The sequence below is a fragment of the Paenibacillus glucanolyticus genome, from assembly GCF_037333485.1.
Lineage (GTDB): Bacteria > Bacillota > Bacilli > Paenibacillales > Paenibacillaceae > Paenibacillus_AQ > Paenibacillus_AQ glucanolyticus.
Map to the genome: position 1 here is coordinate 1,289,518 of NZ_CP147845.1, position 18,396 is coordinate 1,307,913.

Annotated in this window: 19 protein-coding genes and 5 tRNA genes; 20 read left to right on the top strand and 4 right to left on the bottom strand. The window is 49.2% G+C overall.

Annotation, left to right across the window (positions count from 1 at the left end; genetic code table 11):
- Positions 1–9 precede the first annotated feature (9 nt).
- The 7 genes from WDY75_RS06195 (at position 10) to WDY75_RS06225 (ending at position 8,236) form a co-directional block, all read left to right on the top strand.
- Positions 10–510, top strand: coding sequence for a winged helix-turn-helix domain-containing protein (locus WDY75_RS06195; RefSeq protein ID WP_006212393.1), 501 nt, complete (start codon positions 10–12; stop codon positions 508–510).
- 58 nt (positions 511–568) lie between these two features.
- Positions 569–1,897 carry an MFS transporter gene (locus WDY75_RS06200; protein ID WP_063480495.1) on the top strand — a complete coding sequence of 443 codons (1,329 nt, stop codon included), beginning with the start codon at positions 569–571 and terminating at the stop codon, positions 1,895–1,897.
- Positions 1,898–2,129: 232 nt separating this feature from the next.
- Positions 2,130–3,242: an outer membrane lipoprotein carrier protein LolA gene (locus WDY75_RS06205; protein ID WP_036642606.1), complete on the top strand. Its 1,113-nt coding sequence runs from the start codon at positions 2,130–2,132 to the stop codon at positions 3,240–3,242.
- 270 nt (positions 3,243–3,512) lie between these two features.
- Positions 3,513–4,700 (top strand): alanine racemase, encoded by a 1,188-nt coding sequence (gene alr, locus WDY75_RS06210; protein WP_006212390.1) that lies wholly within the window; start codon positions 3,513–3,515, stop codon positions 4,698–4,700.
- A 226-nt stretch (positions 4,701–4,926) separates the two neighbouring features.
- Positions 4,927–5,208 carry a CopG family ribbon-helix-helix protein gene (locus WDY75_RS06215; protein WP_028406492.1) on the top strand — a complete coding sequence of 94 codons (282 nt, stop codon included), beginning with the start codon at positions 4,927–4,929 and terminating at the stop codon, positions 5,206–5,208.
- Between the two features lie 3 nt (positions 5,209–5,211).
- Positions 5,212–5,562, top strand: coding sequence for a type II toxin-antitoxin system PemK/MazF family toxin (locus WDY75_RS06220; RefSeq protein ID WP_006212388.1), 351 nt, complete (start codon positions 5,212–5,214; stop codon positions 5,560–5,562).
- 538 nt (positions 5,563–6,100) lie between these two features.
- Positions 6,101–8,236, top strand: a complete 2,136-nt coding sequence (locus WDY75_RS06225; RefSeq protein WP_197477180.1) for a Tex family protein — start codon at positions 6,101–6,103, stop codon at positions 8,234–8,236.
- Between the two features lie 189 nt (positions 8,237–8,425).
- On the opposite strand, the gene WDY75_RS06230 is transcribed toward WDY75_RS06225, so the two are convergent.
- Together WDY75_RS06230 and WDY75_RS06235 are read right to left on the bottom strand one after the other, a co-directional pair.
- A complete protein-coding gene (locus WDY75_RS06230) occupies positions 8,426–8,869 on the bottom strand; it encodes a GNAT family N-acetyltransferase (protein ID WP_063480493.1) in 444 nt (147 codons plus the stop codon).
- A 61-nt stretch (positions 8,870–8,930) separates the two neighbouring features.
- Positions 8,931–9,491 carry a CGNR zinc finger domain-containing protein gene (locus WDY75_RS06235; protein ID WP_063480492.1) on the bottom strand — a complete coding sequence of 187 codons (561 nt, stop codon included), beginning with the start codon at positions 9,489–9,491 and terminating at the stop codon, positions 8,931–8,933.
- Between the two features lie 146 nt (positions 9,492–9,637).
- Here WDY75_RS06235 and WDY75_RS06240 point away from each other — a divergent pair, with 146 nt between their 5' ends.
- Positions 9,638–10,108, top strand: a complete 471-nt coding sequence (locus WDY75_RS06240; RefSeq protein WP_063480491.1) for a DinB family protein — start codon at positions 9,638–9,640, stop codon at positions 10,106–10,108.
- Positions 10,109–10,215: 107 nt separating this feature from the next.
- Here the strand turns inward: WDY75_RS06240 and cmpA are convergent, their stop codons facing one another.
- Together cmpA and WDY75_RS06250 are read right to left on the bottom strand one after the other, a co-directional pair.
- The gene (cmpA, locus tag WDY75_RS06245; protein WP_006212382.1) at positions 10,216–10,347 is read right to left on the bottom strand and encodes a cortex morphogenetic protein CmpA; all 132 of its coding nucleotides are present in this window, start codon (positions 10,345–10,347) and stop codon (positions 10,216–10,218) included.
- Positions 10,348–10,430: 83 nt separating this feature from the next.
- A complete protein-coding gene (locus WDY75_RS06250) occupies positions 10,431–10,778 on the bottom strand; it encodes a hypothetical protein (RefSeq protein WP_006212381.1) in 348 nt (115 codons plus the stop codon).
- 103 nt (positions 10,779–10,881) lie between these two features.
- Here WDY75_RS06250 and WDY75_RS06255 point away from each other — a divergent pair, with 103 nt between their 5' ends.
- The 12 genes from WDY75_RS06255 to WDY75_RS06310 all read left to right on the top strand — a co-directional run bounded on the left by WDY75_RS06255 (position 10,882) and on the right by WDY75_RS06310 (position 18,377).
- Positions 10,882–11,379 carry a SprT family protein gene (locus tag WDY75_RS06255; RefSeq protein ID WP_006212380.1) on the top strand — a complete coding sequence of 166 codons (498 nt, stop codon included), beginning with the start codon at positions 10,882–10,884 and terminating at the stop codon, positions 11,377–11,379.
- 26 nt (positions 11,380–11,405) lie between these two features.
- A tRNA-Asn gene (locus WDY75_RS06260) sits at positions 11,406–11,481 on the top strand.
- Between the two features lie 3 nt (positions 11,482–11,484).
- Positions 11,485–11,573, top strand: a tRNA-Ser gene (locus tag WDY75_RS06265).
- Between the two features lie 178 nt (positions 11,574–11,751).
- Positions 11,752–12,045 carry a Type 1 glutamine amidotransferase-like domain-containing protein gene (locus tag WDY75_RS06270; protein ID WP_231888283.1) on the top strand — a complete coding sequence of 98 codons (294 nt, stop codon included), beginning with the start codon at positions 11,752–11,754 and terminating at the stop codon, positions 12,043–12,045.
- A 115-nt stretch (positions 12,046–12,160) separates the two neighbouring features.
- Positions 12,161–12,235 (top strand) — tRNA-Glu (locus WDY75_RS06275).
- Positions 12,236–12,383: 148 nt separating this feature from the next.
- Positions 12,384–12,459, top strand: a tRNA-Lys gene (locus WDY75_RS06280).
- Between the two features lie 38 nt (positions 12,460–12,497).
- A tRNA-Leu gene (locus WDY75_RS06285) sits at positions 12,498–12,580 on the top strand.
- A gap of 191 nt (positions 12,581–12,771) precedes the next feature.
- Positions 12,772–13,242, top strand: coding sequence for a KGG domain-containing protein (locus WDY75_RS06290; protein ID WP_006212378.1), 471 nt, complete (start codon positions 12,772–12,774; stop codon positions 13,240–13,242).
- Positions 13,243–13,514: 272 nt separating this feature from the next.
- Positions 13,515–15,182 (top strand): AraC family transcriptional regulator, encoded by a 1,668-nt coding sequence (locus WDY75_RS06295; protein ID WP_063480490.1) that lies wholly within the window; start codon positions 13,515–13,517, stop codon positions 15,180–15,182.
- A 117-nt stretch (positions 15,183–15,299) separates the two neighbouring features.
- Entirely contained in the window at positions 15,300–16,319 is a 1,020-nt protein-coding gene (locus tag WDY75_RS06300) for an ABC transporter substrate-binding protein (protein WP_040681000.1), read from the top strand.
- Positions 16,320–16,357: 38 nt separating this feature from the next.
- Complete coding sequence (locus tag WDY75_RS06305; RefSeq protein WP_063480489.1) at positions 16,358–17,365, top strand: FecCD family ABC transporter permease; 1,008 nt, start codon at positions 16,358–16,360, stop codon at positions 17,363–17,365.
- On the top strand, positions 17,358–18,377 hold the full coding sequence (locus tag WDY75_RS06310; RefSeq protein WP_063480488.1) for an iron ABC transporter permease: 1,020 nt from the start codon (positions 17,358–17,360) through the stop codon (positions 18,375–18,377). The genes WDY75_RS06305 and WDY75_RS06310 overlap by 8 nt, the downstream gene beginning before the upstream one ends.
- The last annotated feature ends 19 nt before the right edge of the window (positions 18,378–18,396 follow it).

Here is an 18,396-nt window from a genome sequence, read left to right on the forward strand (position 1 = left end):
CTGGCAAACATGGATCAAGATCATAATCAGAGCATTGAGATTTCGGTGGAACAAGCCAAGCTGCTCGGCAGTGCACAACGGGTGAAGATTCTCGGAACCATGCTGGATACGGCCAAAACCGCCAAGCAAGTAGCGGACGAATTGGGAGAATCGCCAGGGAGCATTCACTATCATATTCAGAAGTTATACGACGGCGGATTAATAGATTTGGTGGAGACCCGGACTGTCGGCGGCATTGTAGAGAAATATTATAAATCCAAAGCCAAGTGGTTTAACACCAAGGGAACGCAAATGATGGACCCCGTCCTTGCCGACGATTATGCGGCGGCGACCCGAACCAGGATAAGCCTGAGGCTGCAGCTGAACGGCGATCAATATCAAGAGATGACTACGGAATTCAAGGAACTGCTCGAGAAATGGGTGAACAAAACCATCGCGACGAAATCAAGCGACAGTCAGGAATTTGCAATCGGAATCAATGTGATTTCAACGGAGCTCGAAGATAAATAGAGGCCAACACGGCCTCTACCAGGCTTAACTATTAAACTTCGAAATGGAGAGAAGCTGAATGGAAATTTTCAAGAACCGAAATTTTGTGCTGCTGTTTATCGGCCGGATTTTAACGAATATTGGTGACAGTTTATATGCGGTTGCAGCGATGTGGCTGGTCTATGACCTCGGCGGTTCAACCTTGTATACCGGAATTGCCGGCTTCCTGTCCATCCTGCCGCGAATCATTCAGATTCTGTCCGGTCCGATGATTGATCGTGTTCCCTTACGTGGACTGCTGGTAAACACCCAGCTGGTTCAGGCGGTAATGTTATTGATCATACCGCTTGCGTTCTATTTTGACTTCTTGACGGTTGGTCTGGTCCTGACCATCACCCCGATTTTATCGACACTGAATATGTGGGTCTATCCGGCGCAAATGACGGCGCTCCCCCGTATTCTTGAGAAAAGACAGCTGACACAGGGCAATTCGTTATTCTCGATTGCAAATCAGGGCATCGATGTTGCATGTAACGCCATCTCCGGCGTACTGATTGTGGTTTTAGGTGCAGTTTCACTCTACTTATGGAATTCGGCCGGATTTTTCATCGGTGCGCTGTTGTTCGCGCAATTGAAGATCAAGAAATCTACCAAAACTTCTGATAACAACGATAATAATATATCAGAGGCGAGTTCATCAAAATCTAAAAGTATTCGGAACACGATGGGAAGTTATTGGAGTGACATGAAGGAAGGGCTTCGCTACATGCTGGCAACGCCTCTTGCACGGATCCAAATCGGGATTATCGTCATTAATGCAGCAGGCGGGGCAACATTTACGGTCATGCCAGCATTTGCTGACAGTCTTGGTGGGGCCAGCATCTATGGAATGCTGCTTATGGCTTCGGCTTGCGGAAGCCTCCTGGGTGCCATATTGACGCCTTATATGAAGCTTGAGCGCTTACCGCTCGGCTATCTGTTTGCCGGTGCATTCTGTTTGTCCGGAGCTGCCTGGGGATTAAGCGTATTTACCCCATGGACCTGGCTTGTCGTTTTGGTGTACGGCTTGGCCTGGTTTCCTGGAGGCGTTACGAACGTCATCATTATTTCGGTCATCCAGAAGGCAATTCCCGAGAAGAGACTGGGAACCGTATTGGCGGCAGCCAGCGGAATCAGCGGGATTGCGATGCCGCTGGGAAGTTTGATCGGAGGAACCCTGGGTGTTGTGTTTGCTGGTTCATCTGTGATCGCCGGGTGTGGGGCTGCTGTCCTCGCTGTAGGTATATTCTGGATTTTTGATCCGATGACACGAGGCCTTCCATCTCCAGACCATGTGGATGAGGAATGGTTCGCGCCCTATACGAATGCTGTCCCTGATGAGTCTGTTGCTCTTCACTCAGCTCCTTAAGAGGGGATGCTCTGGATGACTTATGAGAGCAATCAAGATGTTTTAAGAAAATATGCCCTTATGGAATCAACGATCCGCTGAATCCGCCAGGGCTTTTTTTCTTGTCCGAGACAATGAACCCCTTGCGAGGCCTGCCGTAACGGTGCTTGTCAGGCTAGTCTGCATAATGTGACCAAGTCCCTCATAGACATGTATCAATCAAGTCAAAACAAGTGTTGAAGGGGATGATGACATGCGCCGGATTTCATGGGTGCTGCTCGCGGTAGTATTATGCTTAACAACAATACTGGCGGGATGCGGGAAGAAAAATGCGGACAGCGTTGTGAAGGATCTGGGCAAGGTGGCTGATAAGCTGGAAAGTGCCAAGGGTGCTTACCAGGGAGCGGGCGTTATGACCATACATACCGGTTCGGCGCCGCAGGAGTACCAGGTGGAGGTATGGTATCAGTCACCATCTTACTACCGGATCAGCTTAACGAATGGGCAAAAGGATATTACGCAAATCGTGCTTCGTAATGATGATGGTGTGTTCGTCCTGACACCAAGCCTGAACAAGAGCTTCCGCTTCAAGAGCGACTGGCCGGATAATCAGGGACAGGTATATCTGTATCAGACGCTGCTGGGCAGCATTCTGAGCGACAATACCCGTCAGTTTGCCGAGGATAAGGATAGCTACGTGTTCGATGTGGCGGCGAACTACCACAGCCATTCCCTGATTCGTCAGAAGATATGGCTCGCCAAGGACAATTACACTCCGAAACAGGTACAAGTATCGGATTCGGAAGCTAATGTCGTGGTTGAGGTTAAATTCAATACCTTTACATTTGACACCAATCTGACGAAGGAATCGTTTGATACCAACAAGAATCTGAGCGCAATGAGTGATGCGAAGGGAACGCTTGCTGAAGTGGACGAGAATGGAGTGCCGGTGGCTTCCGGAGCAGATGGCAATGGGGCCCAGGGAACAGATGGTTTGACGCCAACGGCCTCCGGCGGCGACATGGGATCGTTCGGCATTATTTATCCGGAGTATCTTCCTGCCGGGGTTACCAATAAGGACACCATGGAGGTTGCAGAGAGCAAGGATCATGCGGTCATCCTGAAGTATGACGGCGTGTACCAATACACGATTATGGAATCCAGACCGGTGGATCGTGCGGTTTCCCTCGTACCGGGCGAAGCGATTTACATCGACTTCACAACGGTAGGGCTGCTCACTGGCGATCAGCAAAGAACGCTGACCTGGAATACAGAAGGAGTCGAATACCGAATCACCAGCGCAAATCTTCCTGTGAGTGAAATGGTGAAAGTCGCTGCTTCCATGCAGGGAGAATCGGGTAAATAATACAAAGTAGGCGGATACCAAGCATTGAAGGAGGGCAAAATTCCGACAATGGGGCCATTCGCCTATTTTCCAAATAAAGGCAATCCGTCAGGGGTTCTGCCTGCATTTCTTGCAGATATTCCGATGTTTCACCAAGTTTCGTCACTACAAGGGTACCGCGAGCTTCAGAAATAAGCAGTTTGGCTCAATTGACAGTTGCTCGCGGGAACATTACCATTAATCTAATGTAAACCTAATGCTTTTTTCAAAATGGTAAGAAGGTGACTGGAATTGCAAGCGATATATCGACCTACCCTGGCGGAAATCAACCTGGACCATCTGCGCGCTAACTATAACGTTTTTCGTGAGGCGCTGCCCAAGCACATGGAGTTGCTTGCATGTGTGAAGGCTAACGCGTATGGTCACGGAGCTGTAGAAGTGGCACGCGAACTTCAGCAACTGGGAGCGGCTTACTTGAGCGTAGCTTTCCTTGATGAGGCGCTCGAGCTTCGGCAAGGAGGCATCTCTATTCCGATCCTGGTGCTCGGTTATACACCACCGGAGGCGGTAGAGACCGCTTATGAGTATGATGTAACCATAACCCTGTTCAGTTCGGAAGTGCTCAAAGCGATAAAGGCACTGCCGGTCAAGCCGGAGAAGCCACTTAAGGTACACATCAAGATTGACAGCGGAATGGGTCGTTTGGGCCTGCTTCCTGGTGAAGATGCTCTTACTTTTATAGAAGAAGCATGTTCACTGCCGCAGGTTGTTGTCGAAGGAATGTTTACCCATTTTGCAAGAGCGGATGAACACAACAAAGACTATACATTGGAACAGTACCGCCGTTTTCAGGGCGTAGCGGACGCTCTTCGGGATAAGGGCTACCATATCCCGATCATACATACGGGTAACAGCGCTGCTGCCATCGATACACCCGAATTATCTTATAATATGGTTCGTATTGGCATTAGCCTGTATGGATTGTATCCTTCGGATGAGGTGAATCGGAAGGCAGTGAGCCTCCGCCCTGTCATGACGTTAAAGACCAAGCTTGTCTACGTCAAAAATCTGCCTCCGCATTCCGGTATCAGTTACGGGTCGAAATATGTAACAGAGCAGGAAGAGAGAATTGGAACCCTTCCTATCGGTTACGCCGACGGTTTCTCACGTATGCTGAGCGGTAAAGCGGAAGTGCTGATACGCGGCCGCCGCGCCCCTGTAGTCGGAAATATCTGTATGGACCAATGTATGGTATCGCTCAAACCTTTCGCCGAGGAGGCGGAACAAATTAAAGCTGGTGAAGAGGTTGTACTCATCGGCCAGCAATCTGGCGAATGCATCACGGCAGATGAGCTGGCAGCCAAGCTGGGAACGATCCACTACGAGGTCGTCTGCATGATTGCCCACCGGGTACCACGTCAGTATATACGCGACGATATACCCGTTAAGACGGTAAATGCACTCTGGAATCACCTTTAAAGGCCTTTTGTGCCCCAAGTAATTTATTCAGGAAAGAAGGAATACGTACAGACACCCTCGAAATAGGAATATGTCGCTAAAGTCTGTACGAAAGTGTCGATTGTAGTTTATAATGATATGCAGCATACTTGATATACCTTCGGCATATATATTCTTTTGTATAAATTTCCTTGAATAATGTAATACTGGTGCACAGGGCGAGAAGGTTGTGGGGGTGTGATAGAAGGTGGCCAATATGCAGAACACCAAACGAATCATGATCAGTTTGCCGGATCATCTTTTGCAGGAAGTGGACGGGATCGCTCAGCTGGAAAATTCCAACCGCAGTGAGCTTATTAGGCAGGCCATGAAGTTGTACCTGAATGAACGGAAGAAACGTTACATTCGTGAATCCATGCAGCGAGGTTATATGGAAATGGCCAAAATTAACCTGACCATGGCTTCTGAGGCGTTTCACGCGGAGGAAGATGCAGACAACACTCTAGACCGCTTAGTAAGCGGGGTGTAGACAGTGATCGTTAAACGGGGCGACGTATTTTTTGCGGATTTATCACCCGTTGTCGGTTCGGAGCAGGGCGGCGTAAGGCCGGTTCTTGTGATCCAGAACGATATCGGCAACCGGTTTAGTCCGACTGTGATTGTTGCAGCCATTACGGCACAGATTCAAAAAGCCAAGCTGCCGACTCACGTCGAAATCGACGCGGCGTCGCATGGATTTGATCGGGATTCCGTCATTTTGCTAGAGCAGATCCGGACGATTGATAAGCAGCGGCTAACTGACAAAATCACCCATCTTGATGATGAAATGATGAGCAAGGTGGATGATTCCCTGCAAATAAGTCTGGGCTTGATTGATTTTTAATTCAATCCAAGCGTTGCATGTTCCACATAGAACGATGGCTATAAAAACCCTCAAGGACGAACTCCTTGAGGGTTTTTACGTAGATGGCCGCACTGCCATCTGCCTGCGATGCGTATGAGAAGCTGGGAGCACGCTTCTTATTGAAGATTCGTATTTAGGTGTTAGTTGGGATGAGAATGTAGGCCGTGGTGACCGCGACTGCAATAAACAGGAGGCAGGCAACGGACCAGGCAATGGCTTGTTTGTCATTCATCTAAGGTGACCCCCTGATCATCATGAAGGTGTGGATATCCGGCAGCAGCATTTTCTTACTATTAAGAATATAAAGCGAATCTTAAAATGAGATGAAATCGACATTAAAAACAGCTTAAACCCTTATGATGTAAGCTATGAGGTGGAAATGAGCGCTTAAGTTTGGGATAATAGGTAATATAGTTTCATTGAAGAAAGAGGGATATCATTGTCTGAATTAGAAGCTGTTGTGGAAGTAAATGAAGAACAGATTCGCAAGGAAGAATTAAAACGGATCGTCAAGCAAATGGCGAAAGAGCTTCAATTGTCCGAGAAACAGGTGCGTACGACCGTTGAGCTTCTGGATGAGGGCAATACCATACCGTTTATTGCACGTTATCGTAAGGAAATGACAGGCGAGCTGGATGAGAATCAATTACGTGACATTGAAGAGCGGACAAACTATTTGCGCAATTTGGAAGTCCGTAAGCGGGAAGTCATTCGCATCATAGAGGAGCAGGGCAAGCTGACGGAAGAGCTGAGGAAGTCGATCACGGCTGCTGTCAAGCTTCAGGAAGTAGAAGATTTATACCGTCCGTATAAGCAGAAGCGCAAGACACGGGCAAGCGTCGCGAAGGAAAAGGGGCTCGAGCCGCTGTCCGAGTGGATTTGGTCGCAGCCGAAGCAAGCCGATGTGATGCTTGAGGCCGTCAAGTATGTTGATGAAGAGAAGGGTGTGGCTTCGGCCGAAGAGGCAGTGCAAGGCGCGATGGATATTTTGGCTGAAAATATAGCCGACGATGCAACCGTTCGTTCCTGGGTGCGCAGATTCAGTATGGACCATGGCATATTGACTTCAGAGGCGAAGGATACCGAGGCAGAATCCGTGTATGAGAACTATTACAACTATCGGGAACTGGCGAAGAAAATGCCACCACACCGGATTTTGGCCATTAACCGCGGGGAGCGCGAGAACATTCTGAAGGTGGGGCTTGAGGTTCCTTCCGAATCCATTCATGGGTACATCGGCAAACAGGTGCTTAAGGGCCCGTCATCCGTATCGGATATTCTTACCGCGGTGATCGAGGATTCGTACAAGCGACTCATCGCACCATCCATTGAACGGGAGGTTCGGGGCGAGCTTACGGAAAAAGGGGAGAATCAGGCGATCTCTATTTTTGCAGGGAACCTGCGCAGCTTGCTGCTGCAGCCACCGGTGAAGGGACGCTGTGTATTGGGTGTCGATCCGGCCTATCGCACCGGCTGCAAGCTTGCTGTGGTTGATGACACGGGCAAGCTGCTTGAAGTAGCGGTAACGTACCCGACGCCGCCAGCGAACAAGAGGCAGGAGGCTGCTGCGAAATTCAAACAGCTGATTGCGAAATACGGGATCAAGCTCATTGTCATTGGCAACGGGACGGCGTCCCGTGAGACGGAGCAATTTGTAGCAGAAGAGATTATTGCGGAAATCGCTGACCCTGAGCTTGCTTACCTCATCGTTAATGAAGCCGGAGCAAGTGTGTACTCTGCCTCCAAGCTGGCACAGGAAGAATTCCCGGATCTGGATGTAGCCGAGCGCAGCGCGGCTTCAATTGCGCGCAGGGTACAAGATCCGCTTGCCGAGCTGGTGAAGATCGATCCGAAATCGATCGGCGTGGGTCAATATCAGCATGATGTAACCCAGAAGCATCTGGAGGAAAGCCTGAAAGCTGTCGTGGAGTCTGCGGTTAACCATGTCGGAGTTGACGTGAATACCGCATCGCCATCCCTGCTTTCGTACGTGGCAGGGATCAACGCAACCATTGCCAAGAATATCGTGAAATACCGGGAAGAGAACGGGAAGTTTGTAAGCCGCAAGCAGCTGCAAAAGGTTCCGCGGCTAGGCGCCAAGACGTTTGAGCAGTGCGTGGGCTTTATGCGGATTTCGGAAGGGGAGAACGTTCTGGACCGTACGCCGATTCACCCGGAATCATATGCGGTCGTTGACCGTTTGTTCCAGGAGCTTCAGGTAGGGCTGGACAAGCTCGGAAGCAAGGAGCTGGCTGAGCTGCTGGATGCGCAGCAGCCGGAGAACCTCGCGGTGAAGCTGGAGGTTGGCGTGCCAACGCTGCGTGATATTCTGGACAGCTTGCAGCGTCCGGGACGCGATCCGCGTGAGGAACTGCCGCTGCCAATCTTCCGTCAGGACGTACTGAAGATCGAAGATCTTCTGCCGGGAATGGAGCTTCAGGGAACGGTGCGCAATGTTATCGACTTTGGTGCTTTTGTTGATATCGGCATCAAGAGCGACGGTCTGGTGCATATTTCCCAGCTGAGTGATGGATTTGTGAAACATCCGATGGATGTTGTCTCCGTCGGAGATAACGTTACAGTATGGGTGCTGAACGTGGATTTGAAGAAAGGCCGCGTCGGTTTGACGATGCGTAAGCCAAAGGACCAGTAACAGGATCCCATATTAGTTCAACACCTGGCCGACAGCAATCCAAGCAATCCCCGGATCGAACGAACCTTACGCAATGGCGTATAAAATGATGAAAGAGCCGTATCTCCCATCGGGAGTTACGGCTCTTATTCGTTCTACTGCTTGTGAAGCTCAGACAGCGGCATACCGCTGCTTTTTATTACCCAGAGCTTACCCGTCATGGGTCAGCTTTAGAAGCAGGACGTTTTTATCATATGTTTTGAGGCACCAGTGATATTTTTCTAGAATCCGGGGATTGGCATTGGAGGCAGAGGCATCGAATGCATGAAAGCCGAACTTTTCATAGAAATGCTGCAGCTCTTCGAACGGAATGCAATACACCGTCTTCAGATTCTGTCTTTTCGATTCTTCTACCAGGAACGATACGAGCTCGTGTGCAAGGGATTGTCCTCGAAATGCATCCAGTATATAAATGCCGCCCATCTCAGCCTCATGCGCATTCAACATAACCAGTCTGCCAACACCGGCATAGTGGCCTTGAGACATAACGATAGCAATGATTTCATTCTTGAGTTTGCTTGGCATAAATCCGATTTGTTCATACTGCCGGTTAACCCAAGCTAATTCTGCTTCAGTAACCCTCTTTATACTCATGATTTTTACCTCCAACCCATTAAAATATAAGAAACGATCTACTAAGCGCCCTAACCCTAGCCTAGTTCTCGATATCGGCTTGCTGCTTTTTCTTCGCCCGAAACCGTCTCACTTTCATGAGGTTGCCACAGGCCTTGTCATCACAGTATCGCTTGGAGCGGTTGCGCGTATCGTCGTAATACACCCACAGACAATCCGGGTTGGTGCAGATGCGGAATCGAGCCAGCTCGCCTTGTTCCAAGGTTTGCGCAAAAGAACCCGCTATCTCCGCGGAAAACGTCTGAAGATCCGGATTTACAGGGGTGTAGGTCAGCACGAATTTCTGGTCCCCCTGCATCCCAAGCTGGCGCACGACTGGCCCTGCGGCCATCCAGCGGTTCAATTCCTCCAATTGCTGGCGGGAAGGGGGTTCTCCCGCAACGATGTGCTGCACGCATTTTCGGAGGAAGGAGCGAAGCTGTTTTAACAGATCCAGTTCATCCGTTTTTAATGGCAGGGTCATTTGAAGATGATATTCGTCTATAAAATCGGTGAGCCAATCCTCACGATAAAGTCTGTCCTCTGACCGGCCGCTGCCTCTCCAGTCATGCCATTCACTGTTCAGAAAATCATCCCACAACATGAAACTCATCCTTTCTCATTCCATTATTGTAACAAGTAAAAATTTATGTTGCTAGTTACTTGTAATGGAGGTGGCAGTATGTTAGTTTATGTGTAACGATCTATTTTATTTAAGGTGGTTACATATTAAAATGGAGGCGATCGAATATGAACATGCGAGAATTGTTGTTACTTTACTGGGATAACGTTATGGAGCAGGAGGACTGGTATCCGCCGATTCTTCCTGCGCTGAAGGATGTGACGGCTGAGCAGGCTCTTTGGAAACCGGAGGGGGAGGCCGCGAATTCCATTTGGGAGAACGTGCAGCATTTGCTGTATTATAAGCAGCGGCTGCTCGCAAGATTGGAAGGGACACCCCTTAGTAACGAAGGAATCGGCAATGACGAGACCTTTCTCATACACGATCCAAGCCAGCAGGCGTGGGAAACAGCTCAGGAGCAGCTGAATGAAGTTCATACTGCGTTAAGACAAAAAATAGAGCAGATGCCGGAAGAAGAGATCACCGAATCTCCACAGCGGATAGCCAGCTTAATTACGCATGATGCATACCATACGGGACAAATTATTTTTCTGCGGAAGCTGCAAGGCTCCTGGTCGGCTAAGCGCAGCTTTCTGTAAGTTGCAGTAGATCGTGCTCCCCTTCAGCTATCATGATAAAATACACACAAAAATAAGCCGGACAGCAGTCCGGCTTATTGTCATACTTATGGATCGGTTGCAGCGCCCTATCGGGCATTCGAATTCTCTTCGCCCGGTGAATTCCGGTAAAAGTACCAGCACTCGTTCAGCAGCTTGATCTGACGTCTGTCCTTTTTACGGAAAGCACGTATCAATTGATTGCAGAGCCATTGCGGCAAGGGTATCTCCTCCTCTTGCTAATTCCATCTGTATGGATAGCATATGGGGAAAAAGCCCAAAGCGTGCAGGTCTACCTCGATTATTACGCCTCTTCCTCGTACCACTGCTCAAGCTGGGCTTGAAGAGCCCGAATCTCGGTTAGCAGTGAGATGAGTGGATACTCTGTTTCGTTAAGGGAAGCAAAAGCCTGCTCAAGCTCATTTATGTAGTCCAGACCACCTTGAATGCTCAGCGATTCCTGCAGCAGATCAAGATTGTCGCATTCAGCTACAGCAAGAGGCAGCTGAGGTTTGCCTGGAGCGGTGAGTTTATCGATTTCCTTGTTAAGGCGTAAATTCAGAGCACTGAGCTGGTAAGCGTGGTCACCAGGCATTTCGACGAACTGCAGCCCCTCGTGTCCCTTTAATATAACGTAACGCATGTTCGGCATGATTGCAGGTTCTCCCTCCATACTTTCTACTTGACAGTGTAGCCCAGAGAGAAGTTAAAATTCAAGTAGCATTTATAAGGTAAAGGAAGGATCAGGTATTGTTATGATGAACGAGATGAGCAATGAAGAACTGCAGGCTTGGGTTGAGAAAATTTCGCTGGAGAGCTTCCGGGTTCCGTTCAGGCATCAGGCGACCTTTAACCGGCGTTTGTCCTCAACGGGCGGCCGGTATTTTATGAAGAGCCATCATATCGAGATCAATCCGCATCAGCTTGCTACGCACGGCAGGGAAGAGGTCGAGAAGATTATTAAGCATGAGCTGTGCCATTACCATTTGCATATTGCAGGGAGGGGGTATCAGCATCGGGATGCCGATTTCAAAAAATTGCTGCAAGCCGTTGGAGGAAGCCGATTCTGCAAATCTTTGCCGAAGGGCAGGGCAACGGGCCGCCAGCCGGAACCTTACCGCTATATGCTGCGCTGCAGCGCCTGCGGGACCGAGTATTTGCGGAAACGGAAGATGAACCCGGCCCGGTACAGGTGCGGAAAGTGCAGCGGACGTCTTACGCTTCTATCGCTTGACTCCCCTAAGAAGTCATGATAAATTATTAGTATTCTATTTAACGTTCCCTGATAGCTCAGTTGGTAGAGCACTCGACTGTTAATCGAGTTGTCACAGGTTCGAGTCCTGTTCGGGGAGCCATATGGAGAGATACCCAAGTGGCTATAAGGGGACCCTCTGCTAAGGGGTTAGACTGCGTAAGTGGTGCGAGGGTTCGAATCCCTCTCTCTCCGTTTAGCGTTACACCGAAGAAAGCTCCCATCACAAAGTGATTGGGGGCTTTTTTTTGCAAAGGGATGAGAACCCTGGATAGGGTTCGTCGGAGCATAAGCAGCGTTAGGCATACTTCGCAGTCTCGGTGTTTTATTAACGGGGTTAAGCGCTGGCTCCATATGCTGGTTTGAAGAAGGGATTACAGATCCGCTGAACGCACCCTTGTACAAGCTTGAGGGGTTGGGTATGCTGAGGGGAAGCCATTGCCCTCACTATGATGGCGAGAGTAAGAGAAGGCCGTCGTACCATAATCTTGTACTTAATGGTGAGGCGCAATCCGGATATGCTGCCGATGATGGGGCTGCTTTGCATTTTATAGATGAACAGCTGCATAAGATCGTAAGCTCGAGAGTGGACGCTCATGCATACCATGTGCAGGGTGTGAGAAATACCGTCAAAGAAACGCAGCTAGCGGCTGGTTTCTTGGGCTGATTATGGGCCGAAAAAACACTGAAAATAAATATTAAAATTTACGAAAAAAAAGCTTGCCAGCATTTTTAAATTTATGCTATACTCAATCTTGTCGTCACGGCGACGTGGTTAAAGTGGCCCGTTGGTCAAGGGGTTAAGACACCTCCCTTTCACGGAGGTAACAGGGGTTCGAATCCCCTACGGGTCACCACTTTCTTATATAACCTCAGGGATGAGAACCCCGTCGATTCGTCGGAGCAAGATCTTCGTTAGGATAAGCATCGCAGTCTCGAACGAAGAGAGGTTATTCCCTACAGGTCACCATTTTTCTTATATGGCAGCTGCAAGATTGTCATCGAGAGCCATTAGCTCAGTTGGTAGAGCACCTGACTTTTAATCAGGGTGTCGAAGGTTCGAGTCCTTCATGGCTCACCATTTTTTATTTAGTACCGATGGATGTACCCTTGTATTATGCGGTAGTGGTGGAATGGCAGACACGCTATCTTGAGGGGGTAGTGGGTGTATACCCGTGGAGGTTCGAGTCCTCTCTACCGCATACAGATTTTGATAAAAAGTCCCGCACTTTGTGCGGGGCTTTTTTTTCGTGTATATCAATACTTTGTGCAGGATGACCTTGATGCAAACTTGCGCATTTATGCAAAATTTATGTTTCATCGCCGTTCACAAGGTTAATATGATACCGTGGACGAGCAACAACTTCCAATAACCTATAAGGAGTGATTCAGAATGGCTAAGAACAACAACAATGGAAAGATGAGCCGTGAAGAAGCAGGACGTTTAGGTGGAGAAGCTACTGCGAACAACCATAACAAAGAATTTTATCAAGAGATTGGACGAAAGGGCGGGGAGGCAACCTCTCGTGCTCATGATAGAGATTTCTACCAGGAAATCGGCAGGAAAGGTGGAGAATCTACGTCTAATTCGCATAATCAGGAGTTTTATCAGGAGATCGGCCAGAAGGGCGGAGAAGCTACTTCGGATACCCATGGCAAGGACTTCTATGAGGATATCGGACGCAAAGGCGGAGAGTCAACCTCAAGCTCACATGGACGTGAGTTCTATCAAGAAATCGGCCAGATGGGTGGAGAGTCGAGAAATCAGAACCATACCGAAGATGCCAAGATGAGCCGCGAAGAGGCAGGCCGCAAGGGCGGCGAGGCCCGGGCTCGTAACCGGCAGCGCCTTCGGCGGAATTAACCCTGAATATGCGGGCCTAGGAAGAGGCTCCTCATGGAGGGGAAGGAAAATATCGCATTCTAAAGACCCACCTGTATGTACCTTCATTAGATATATCCCATTTGAAGAAGCAGTCATGACTCCCTGTGGAGGCAAGGCTGCTTTTTTATGTTGGGTCTATACTTGTGACAATTCTGAAAAGAGGATGGTCCCACTGGACATTTGACAGGGTGTGTGATAATTATATGATAATGATAACCATTCTCATTAATTAAGGTTGGGATCTAATATATATGTTAAATCTGATGAGCAATAGCAGTGATAAGAATGATCCGAAAGAATACGGCGGGCTGATGGCCCGTTTATGGAATATCGATATCGTTCATGGACACAGCTTGTCCCTTGACCAACAGCTGACCGTACAGTCGGCCCTGGTCGTCCCCCTTAGCGGGGAGGCCTCTTTGCAGCAGGTAGAACAAATCACCCGAATGAATAAGGGGTGTGTTTATTTTTGTGCGGCGGGATCCACGTTTGGTATTACGAGCGACGATCATCGAAGTGTGGAGGAACAAGAGTTGACGGCGGTTGCGATCCTTCATTTTGGTTTTTATGAAGGCGAGTTGGGCTGTGGTCGATTGCATGAGGTGGACGACGCAGCTTTCACGCCCTATGACGGCATATTCGTTGTCAGCTCCCCTGACCGCTTGAATCTTGTCTGCCGCACGATGCACAAGGAATTTCACAGCAAGGACCCCCTAAAACAGTGGAGGGTACAGATTGATTTTCAAGAGCTGTTATATACAATGGTCGCTGGATGCGGTCCATACGCCAAGAACGACAAGAGACAAGCGCTGGAGCGGGTGAAGGAGTATATTGAAGAACATTATAATGAAGATTTAACGATCGACGAACTAGCCGGCCTGTCCGAGCTGAGTCCTAAATATTTTGTAGAGGTGTATAAGAAGACGTATGGTCATAGCGCGATGGACTATTTGGCGAATGTGCGCTTGAACAAGGCGAAGCAGCTGATGCTGGGTTCGGATTCTTTGCTGCGGGAAGTTGCGCATATGGTGGGATACAAGGATGAGTTTTATTTTAGCCGCAAGTTTAAGAAGGCATTTGGAATCTCTCCCTCGGTGTATATGAAGACAAGGAAAAATAAAATGGCCCTGTATGGTTCAACTACCCTACTGGGCTATGTCATGCCGCTGGATTTCACGCCATATGCAGCTCCGCTTCATCCCAAGTGGTCGCAACACTATTATAATGTTCTCGGTCCGGATATTCCGGTGCATCTCGATGCGTACCGTCAGAATCATAATAAATATGCGAATCTGGAGAAGCTTGCTTCGGCGCGTCCGGAGCTTATTGTTTCTGCATACGGAATAGAAGAATGGGAGAAGGACCAGCTTCGGCTGATCGCCCCTCTCTACGAGATGCCGGGAGAGCATGAGGGATGGCAGAGCAATCTGCTTGGGTTGGCGGAAGTGCTGGACAAGCTGCCGGAGGCGGAGCAGTGGATTGAAGGGTTTCATCGGAAAATATCGTCCTACCGCGAGAAGCTCCCCCCTGGCAGGATGGGACAGCGGACCCTTTTGACCGCACGCCTGCATCAGGATGAGCTGATGAGTTACAGTCATCCGGGCATGAAGGAATTATTATATGATGATTTTAATTTCCAGCCCGCGCTGTCTTTGGATTTCGAGAACGGCAGGGGGCTGACGATGGAGCAGATCAAAGAGAGCTGCGCAGGGCATATTCTGCTTCTGATTCGTCAGGATTCCGAGACACTGGCCCATTGGAGAAGATTGCAGGCTACGCCGGAATGGATGACGCTCCCAGCAGTGAGAGAGGGATCATTCCATCAATTATCCTCTTATCCTTGGCGCGAGTACTCGCCCATCGCGATGGAGCATATGGCTGAGGAGGCCTTCCGGTTGTTTTCCGGAAAATGTCCATGATGAATCCGGTTATTTGTCCATGGTGAAAAAAGGGCAAATCCTATACCATAATCAATAATGATAATCATTATCAATTATTAAGTGATCATTGATCATGGAAGGGGTAAATGGAGAGAGATGAAGAGAATGAAATGGGTCTTAGGGCTGTTGATGGTATTCACTTTGGTGTTATCCGCTTGTGGAGAGGGCAACGAAGTTAAGGATACGGACGCAGCAAGCACGAACGGTGCGGCAGAAACGAGCAAACCCGCGGAGGAGAGCACTTCGAATGAAGAAGCGAAAACCGCTGAGTCAGATACAAAGGTTGTGAAATACCTCGATCAGGAATACACACTTCCGGCAAAAACGGATCGTATTGTCATCACCGGTGCGGTTGAAGCGATGGAGGACGCCATTGTACTGGATGTAAATCCGGTTGGAGCCATCACCTTCTCAGGCAAATTCCCGCCGATGTTTGAGTCGATTACGAAGGAAGCCACGTCGGTCGGTGAGAAAATGGAGCCGAATTTTGAATCGATTCTGTCTCTGAAGCCTGATGTCATTTTGGGATCGTCCAAAGCCAAACCTGAAGTTATTGAACAGTTGAACAAAATTGCGCCTACGATTCCATACTCCCATGTGTCAACCAACTGGGAAAGCAACTTGAAACTGCTTGGCGAGTTAAGCGGTAAGCAGGAGCAGGCTGAGCAGGAAATAGCCAAATATAAAGAAGATTTGGAAGAAGTCAAAACTACCCTTGGAGATAGCCTGAAGGACAAGAAGGTTCTGGCGATTCGTATTCGTGCAGGCGAGATGTACATATACCCTGCCGGCGTATTCTTTAACCCGGTGTTGTATGAGGATTTGGGGATTGCAGTACCAGCAGAAGTAGCGGCAGCCAAGGCACAGGAATTGATCTCAAAAGAGAAAATTGCGGAGATGAATCCGGATTATGTATTCGTACAGTTCTCACCAGATGAGAACAAGGATACACCCAATGCACTGGAAGAGCTGCAGAATGATCCAATCATGAAGAACCTGAACGCATTCAAGAACGGCACCGCATTTGTCAATGTGGTCGATCCGCTTGCTCAAGGCGGAACAGCATACAGCAAAATTATGTTCCTGAAAGCTGCAGTCGAGAATCTGACTAAGTAAATAAAAGTTCCAGTATAAACGTATAAGGCGTGTTGTTCATGGGGTTCAAAAAATCACTGCCGGCTGTCATCCTTGTGATGGCCCCGGCAGTCTGTTTATTACTCATAGCGGCCTCCATCCTGTATGGGGCCAAGAATATTACGATGGATACCGTCTGGGATTCCATCTTTGCTTTTGACTCGGAGAGTGTTGATCATCAGATTATTATGAGCTCCCGAATGCCAAGGGTAGTAGGCGCGATGCTCATCGGTGCCTTCCTCGCGGTTTCAGGAGCTTTAATGCAAGGAATGACGCGGAACTATCTGGCTTCACCATCCATTATGGGGGTGTCTGACGGCTCTGTGTTTGCCGTCACGCTGTTTATGGTATTTATCCCGAATGCCAGCTCCAATATGTACATCGTCAGTTCATTGATCGGTTCGGCCATCGGGGCTGCCGTTGTGTTCGGATTGGCGTGGCTCATACCGAATGGGCTCAGTCCGGTTCGGCTGGCTATACTCGGTACCGTGATCGGTACGTTTCTTAGCGGGACTGCAGAGGCGATAGCCGCCTATTTTCAAATCTCGCAAAATATCAGCTTCTGGTACAATGCCCGGCTGCATGCAATGGACCCTGAGCTGATCAAGCTGAGCATTCCTTTTGCTATCGTTGGTCTATGCCTTGCCATCGCATTGTCCAAATCGATCACACTCCTGTCGCTTGGAGATGAGACGGCCAAGGGGCTTGGTGTGAATACATGGCTGATCAAAGCCCTCGCGATGCTGGCGGTTGTTATTCTGACAGGCGTGTCGGTGGCGCTGGCGGGCAAGGTTGCCTTTGTGGGCTTGATTATCCCTCATATAGCCCGGTTCCTGTCAGGTTCCGATTATCGATGGATTGTACCCGTCTCGGGAGTATTAGGCGGCATGTTTCTTGCGTTATGTGATATTCTTGCGCGCTTTGTGAATTTCCCGTTTGAAACGCCGGTCGGTGTCATTACATCAATAATCGGGGTTCCTTTCTTCCTGTATCTGATCAAGACGAGGGGAGGGGCGCAGCGTGCGTAACACGTATTATCGATTCCCGCTTGTGGTTGCTGGAGGAATTGCTATTGTCTTGACGGCGATATACTTCAGTTTGACGAACGGAACTTTTGACATGTCGATTAAGGAAGTATTCCAGACGCTGCTCCGGTTGAATCCCAATTCGGACTTCGATCTCGTTGTGTTTGAATTCCGTCTTCCGCGCATTGTACTTGGTGCACTCGTAGGATTTGCGCTGGGCATGGCCGGGGCCGTTATTCAGGGCGTAACGCGTAATGGACTTGCAGACCCGGGCATTCTCGGCATCAATGCCGGCGCAGGCATGGCGGTTGTTCTGTTCATGTTCTTACTGCAAGGGCAGATCACGATGTCAGGCTGGCTTGGGGTTATGATGATGCCCATGTTTGGCGTTGCAGGCGGGTTAGCAGCGACAACGGCCATATTTATGTTTGCCAGAGAAGGCGGGAAGCTGGACCCGCAGCGGCTTATCCTGGTGGGTATTGCGATTGCTTCCGGTTTTGGGGCCATAACGATGTTCTTCTCTCTCAAAATGAACCCGTCGGATTACGAGATGGCCGTAGCTTGGCTGGCCGGCAGCCTTCACAGTGCCAATTGGAAGTTCGTGGTCACTATGCTGCCTTGGCTCATTATTTTGCCGCCTGTTATATGGTTCCGCTCACAGGTACTCGACTTGTTCCAGCTTAGTGAAGAAAGCGTGAAGAGTGTAGGGGTATCTGTCGAACGTGAGAAAAATATTTTGCTACTGTGCAGCATCGGCTTGATCAGCGCGAGTGTTGCCGTGTCCGGCAGCATTGGATTTGTCGGTCTGATCGCTCCGCATCTGGCCAGACAGCTGGTGGGACTGCGGCACAGGCATATCATACCTGTCAGCGGCATAGCCGGGATGGCGATTGTTATCATCGGCGATTTCATCGGCCGAACGATATTTGCTCCGGCCGAACTGGCTGCAGGGATTGTGGTGTCCGTGATCGGAGTGCCTTATTTCATCTATCTATTGATTCGCATGAGAAAATAAAAGAAGCTTTCGGGAGGAT

What these genes read in the sequence shown, in the direction of transcription:
- WDY75_RS06195 (WP_006212393.1), top strand. Translation starts at nt 10, where the DNA reads ATGGATCAAGATCATAATCAGAGCATTGAGATTTCGGTGGAACAAGCC.
- WDY75_RS06200 (WP_063480495.1), top strand. Translation starts at nt 569, where the DNA reads ATGGAAATTTTCAAGAACCGAAATTTTGTGCTGCTGTTTATCGGCCGG.
- WDY75_RS06205 (WP_036642606.1), top strand. Translation starts at nt 2,130, where the DNA reads ATGCGCCGGATTTCATGGGTGCTGCTCGCGGTAGTATTATGCTTAACA.
- WDY75_RS06225 (WP_197477180.1), top strand. Translation starts at nt 6,101, where the DNA reads ATGGCGAAAGAGCTTCAATTGTCCGAGAAACAGGTGCGTACGACCGTT.
- WDY75_RS06230 (WP_063480493.1), bottom strand. Translation starts at nt 8,869, where the DNA reads ATGAGTATAAAGAGGGTTACTGAAGCAGAATTAGCTTGGGTTAACCGG.
- WDY75_RS06235 (WP_063480492.1), bottom strand. Translation starts at nt 9,491, where the DNA reads ATGTTGTGGGATGATTTTCTGAACAGTGAATGGCATGACTGGAGAGGC.
- WDY75_RS06240 (WP_063480491.1), top strand. Translation starts at nt 9,638, where the DNA reads ATGAACATGCGAGAATTGTTGTTACTTTACTGGGATAACGTTATGGAG.
- WDY75_RS06250 (WP_006212381.1), bottom strand. Translation starts at nt 10,778, where the DNA reads ATGCCGAACATGCGTTACGTTATATTAAAGGGACACGAGGGGCTGCAG.
- WDY75_RS06255 (WP_006212380.1), top strand. Translation starts at nt 10,882, where the DNA reads ATGATGAACGAGATGAGCAATGAAGAACTGCAGGCTTGGGTTGAGAAA.
- WDY75_RS06290 (WP_006212378.1), top strand. Translation starts at nt 12,772, where the DNA reads ATGGCTAAGAACAACAACAATGGAAAGATGAGCCGTGAAGAAGCAGGA.
- WDY75_RS06295 (WP_063480490.1), top strand. Translation starts at nt 13,515, where the DNA reads ATGTTAAATCTGATGAGCAATAGCAGTGATAAGAATGATCCGAAAGAA.
- WDY75_RS06300 (WP_040681000.1), top strand. Translation starts at nt 15,300, where the DNA reads ATGAAGAGAATGAAATGGGTCTTAGGGCTGTTGATGGTATTCACTTTG.
- WDY75_RS06305 (WP_063480489.1), top strand. Translation starts at nt 16,358, where the DNA reads ATGGGGTTCAAAAAATCACTGCCGGCTGTCATCCTTGTGATGGCCCCG.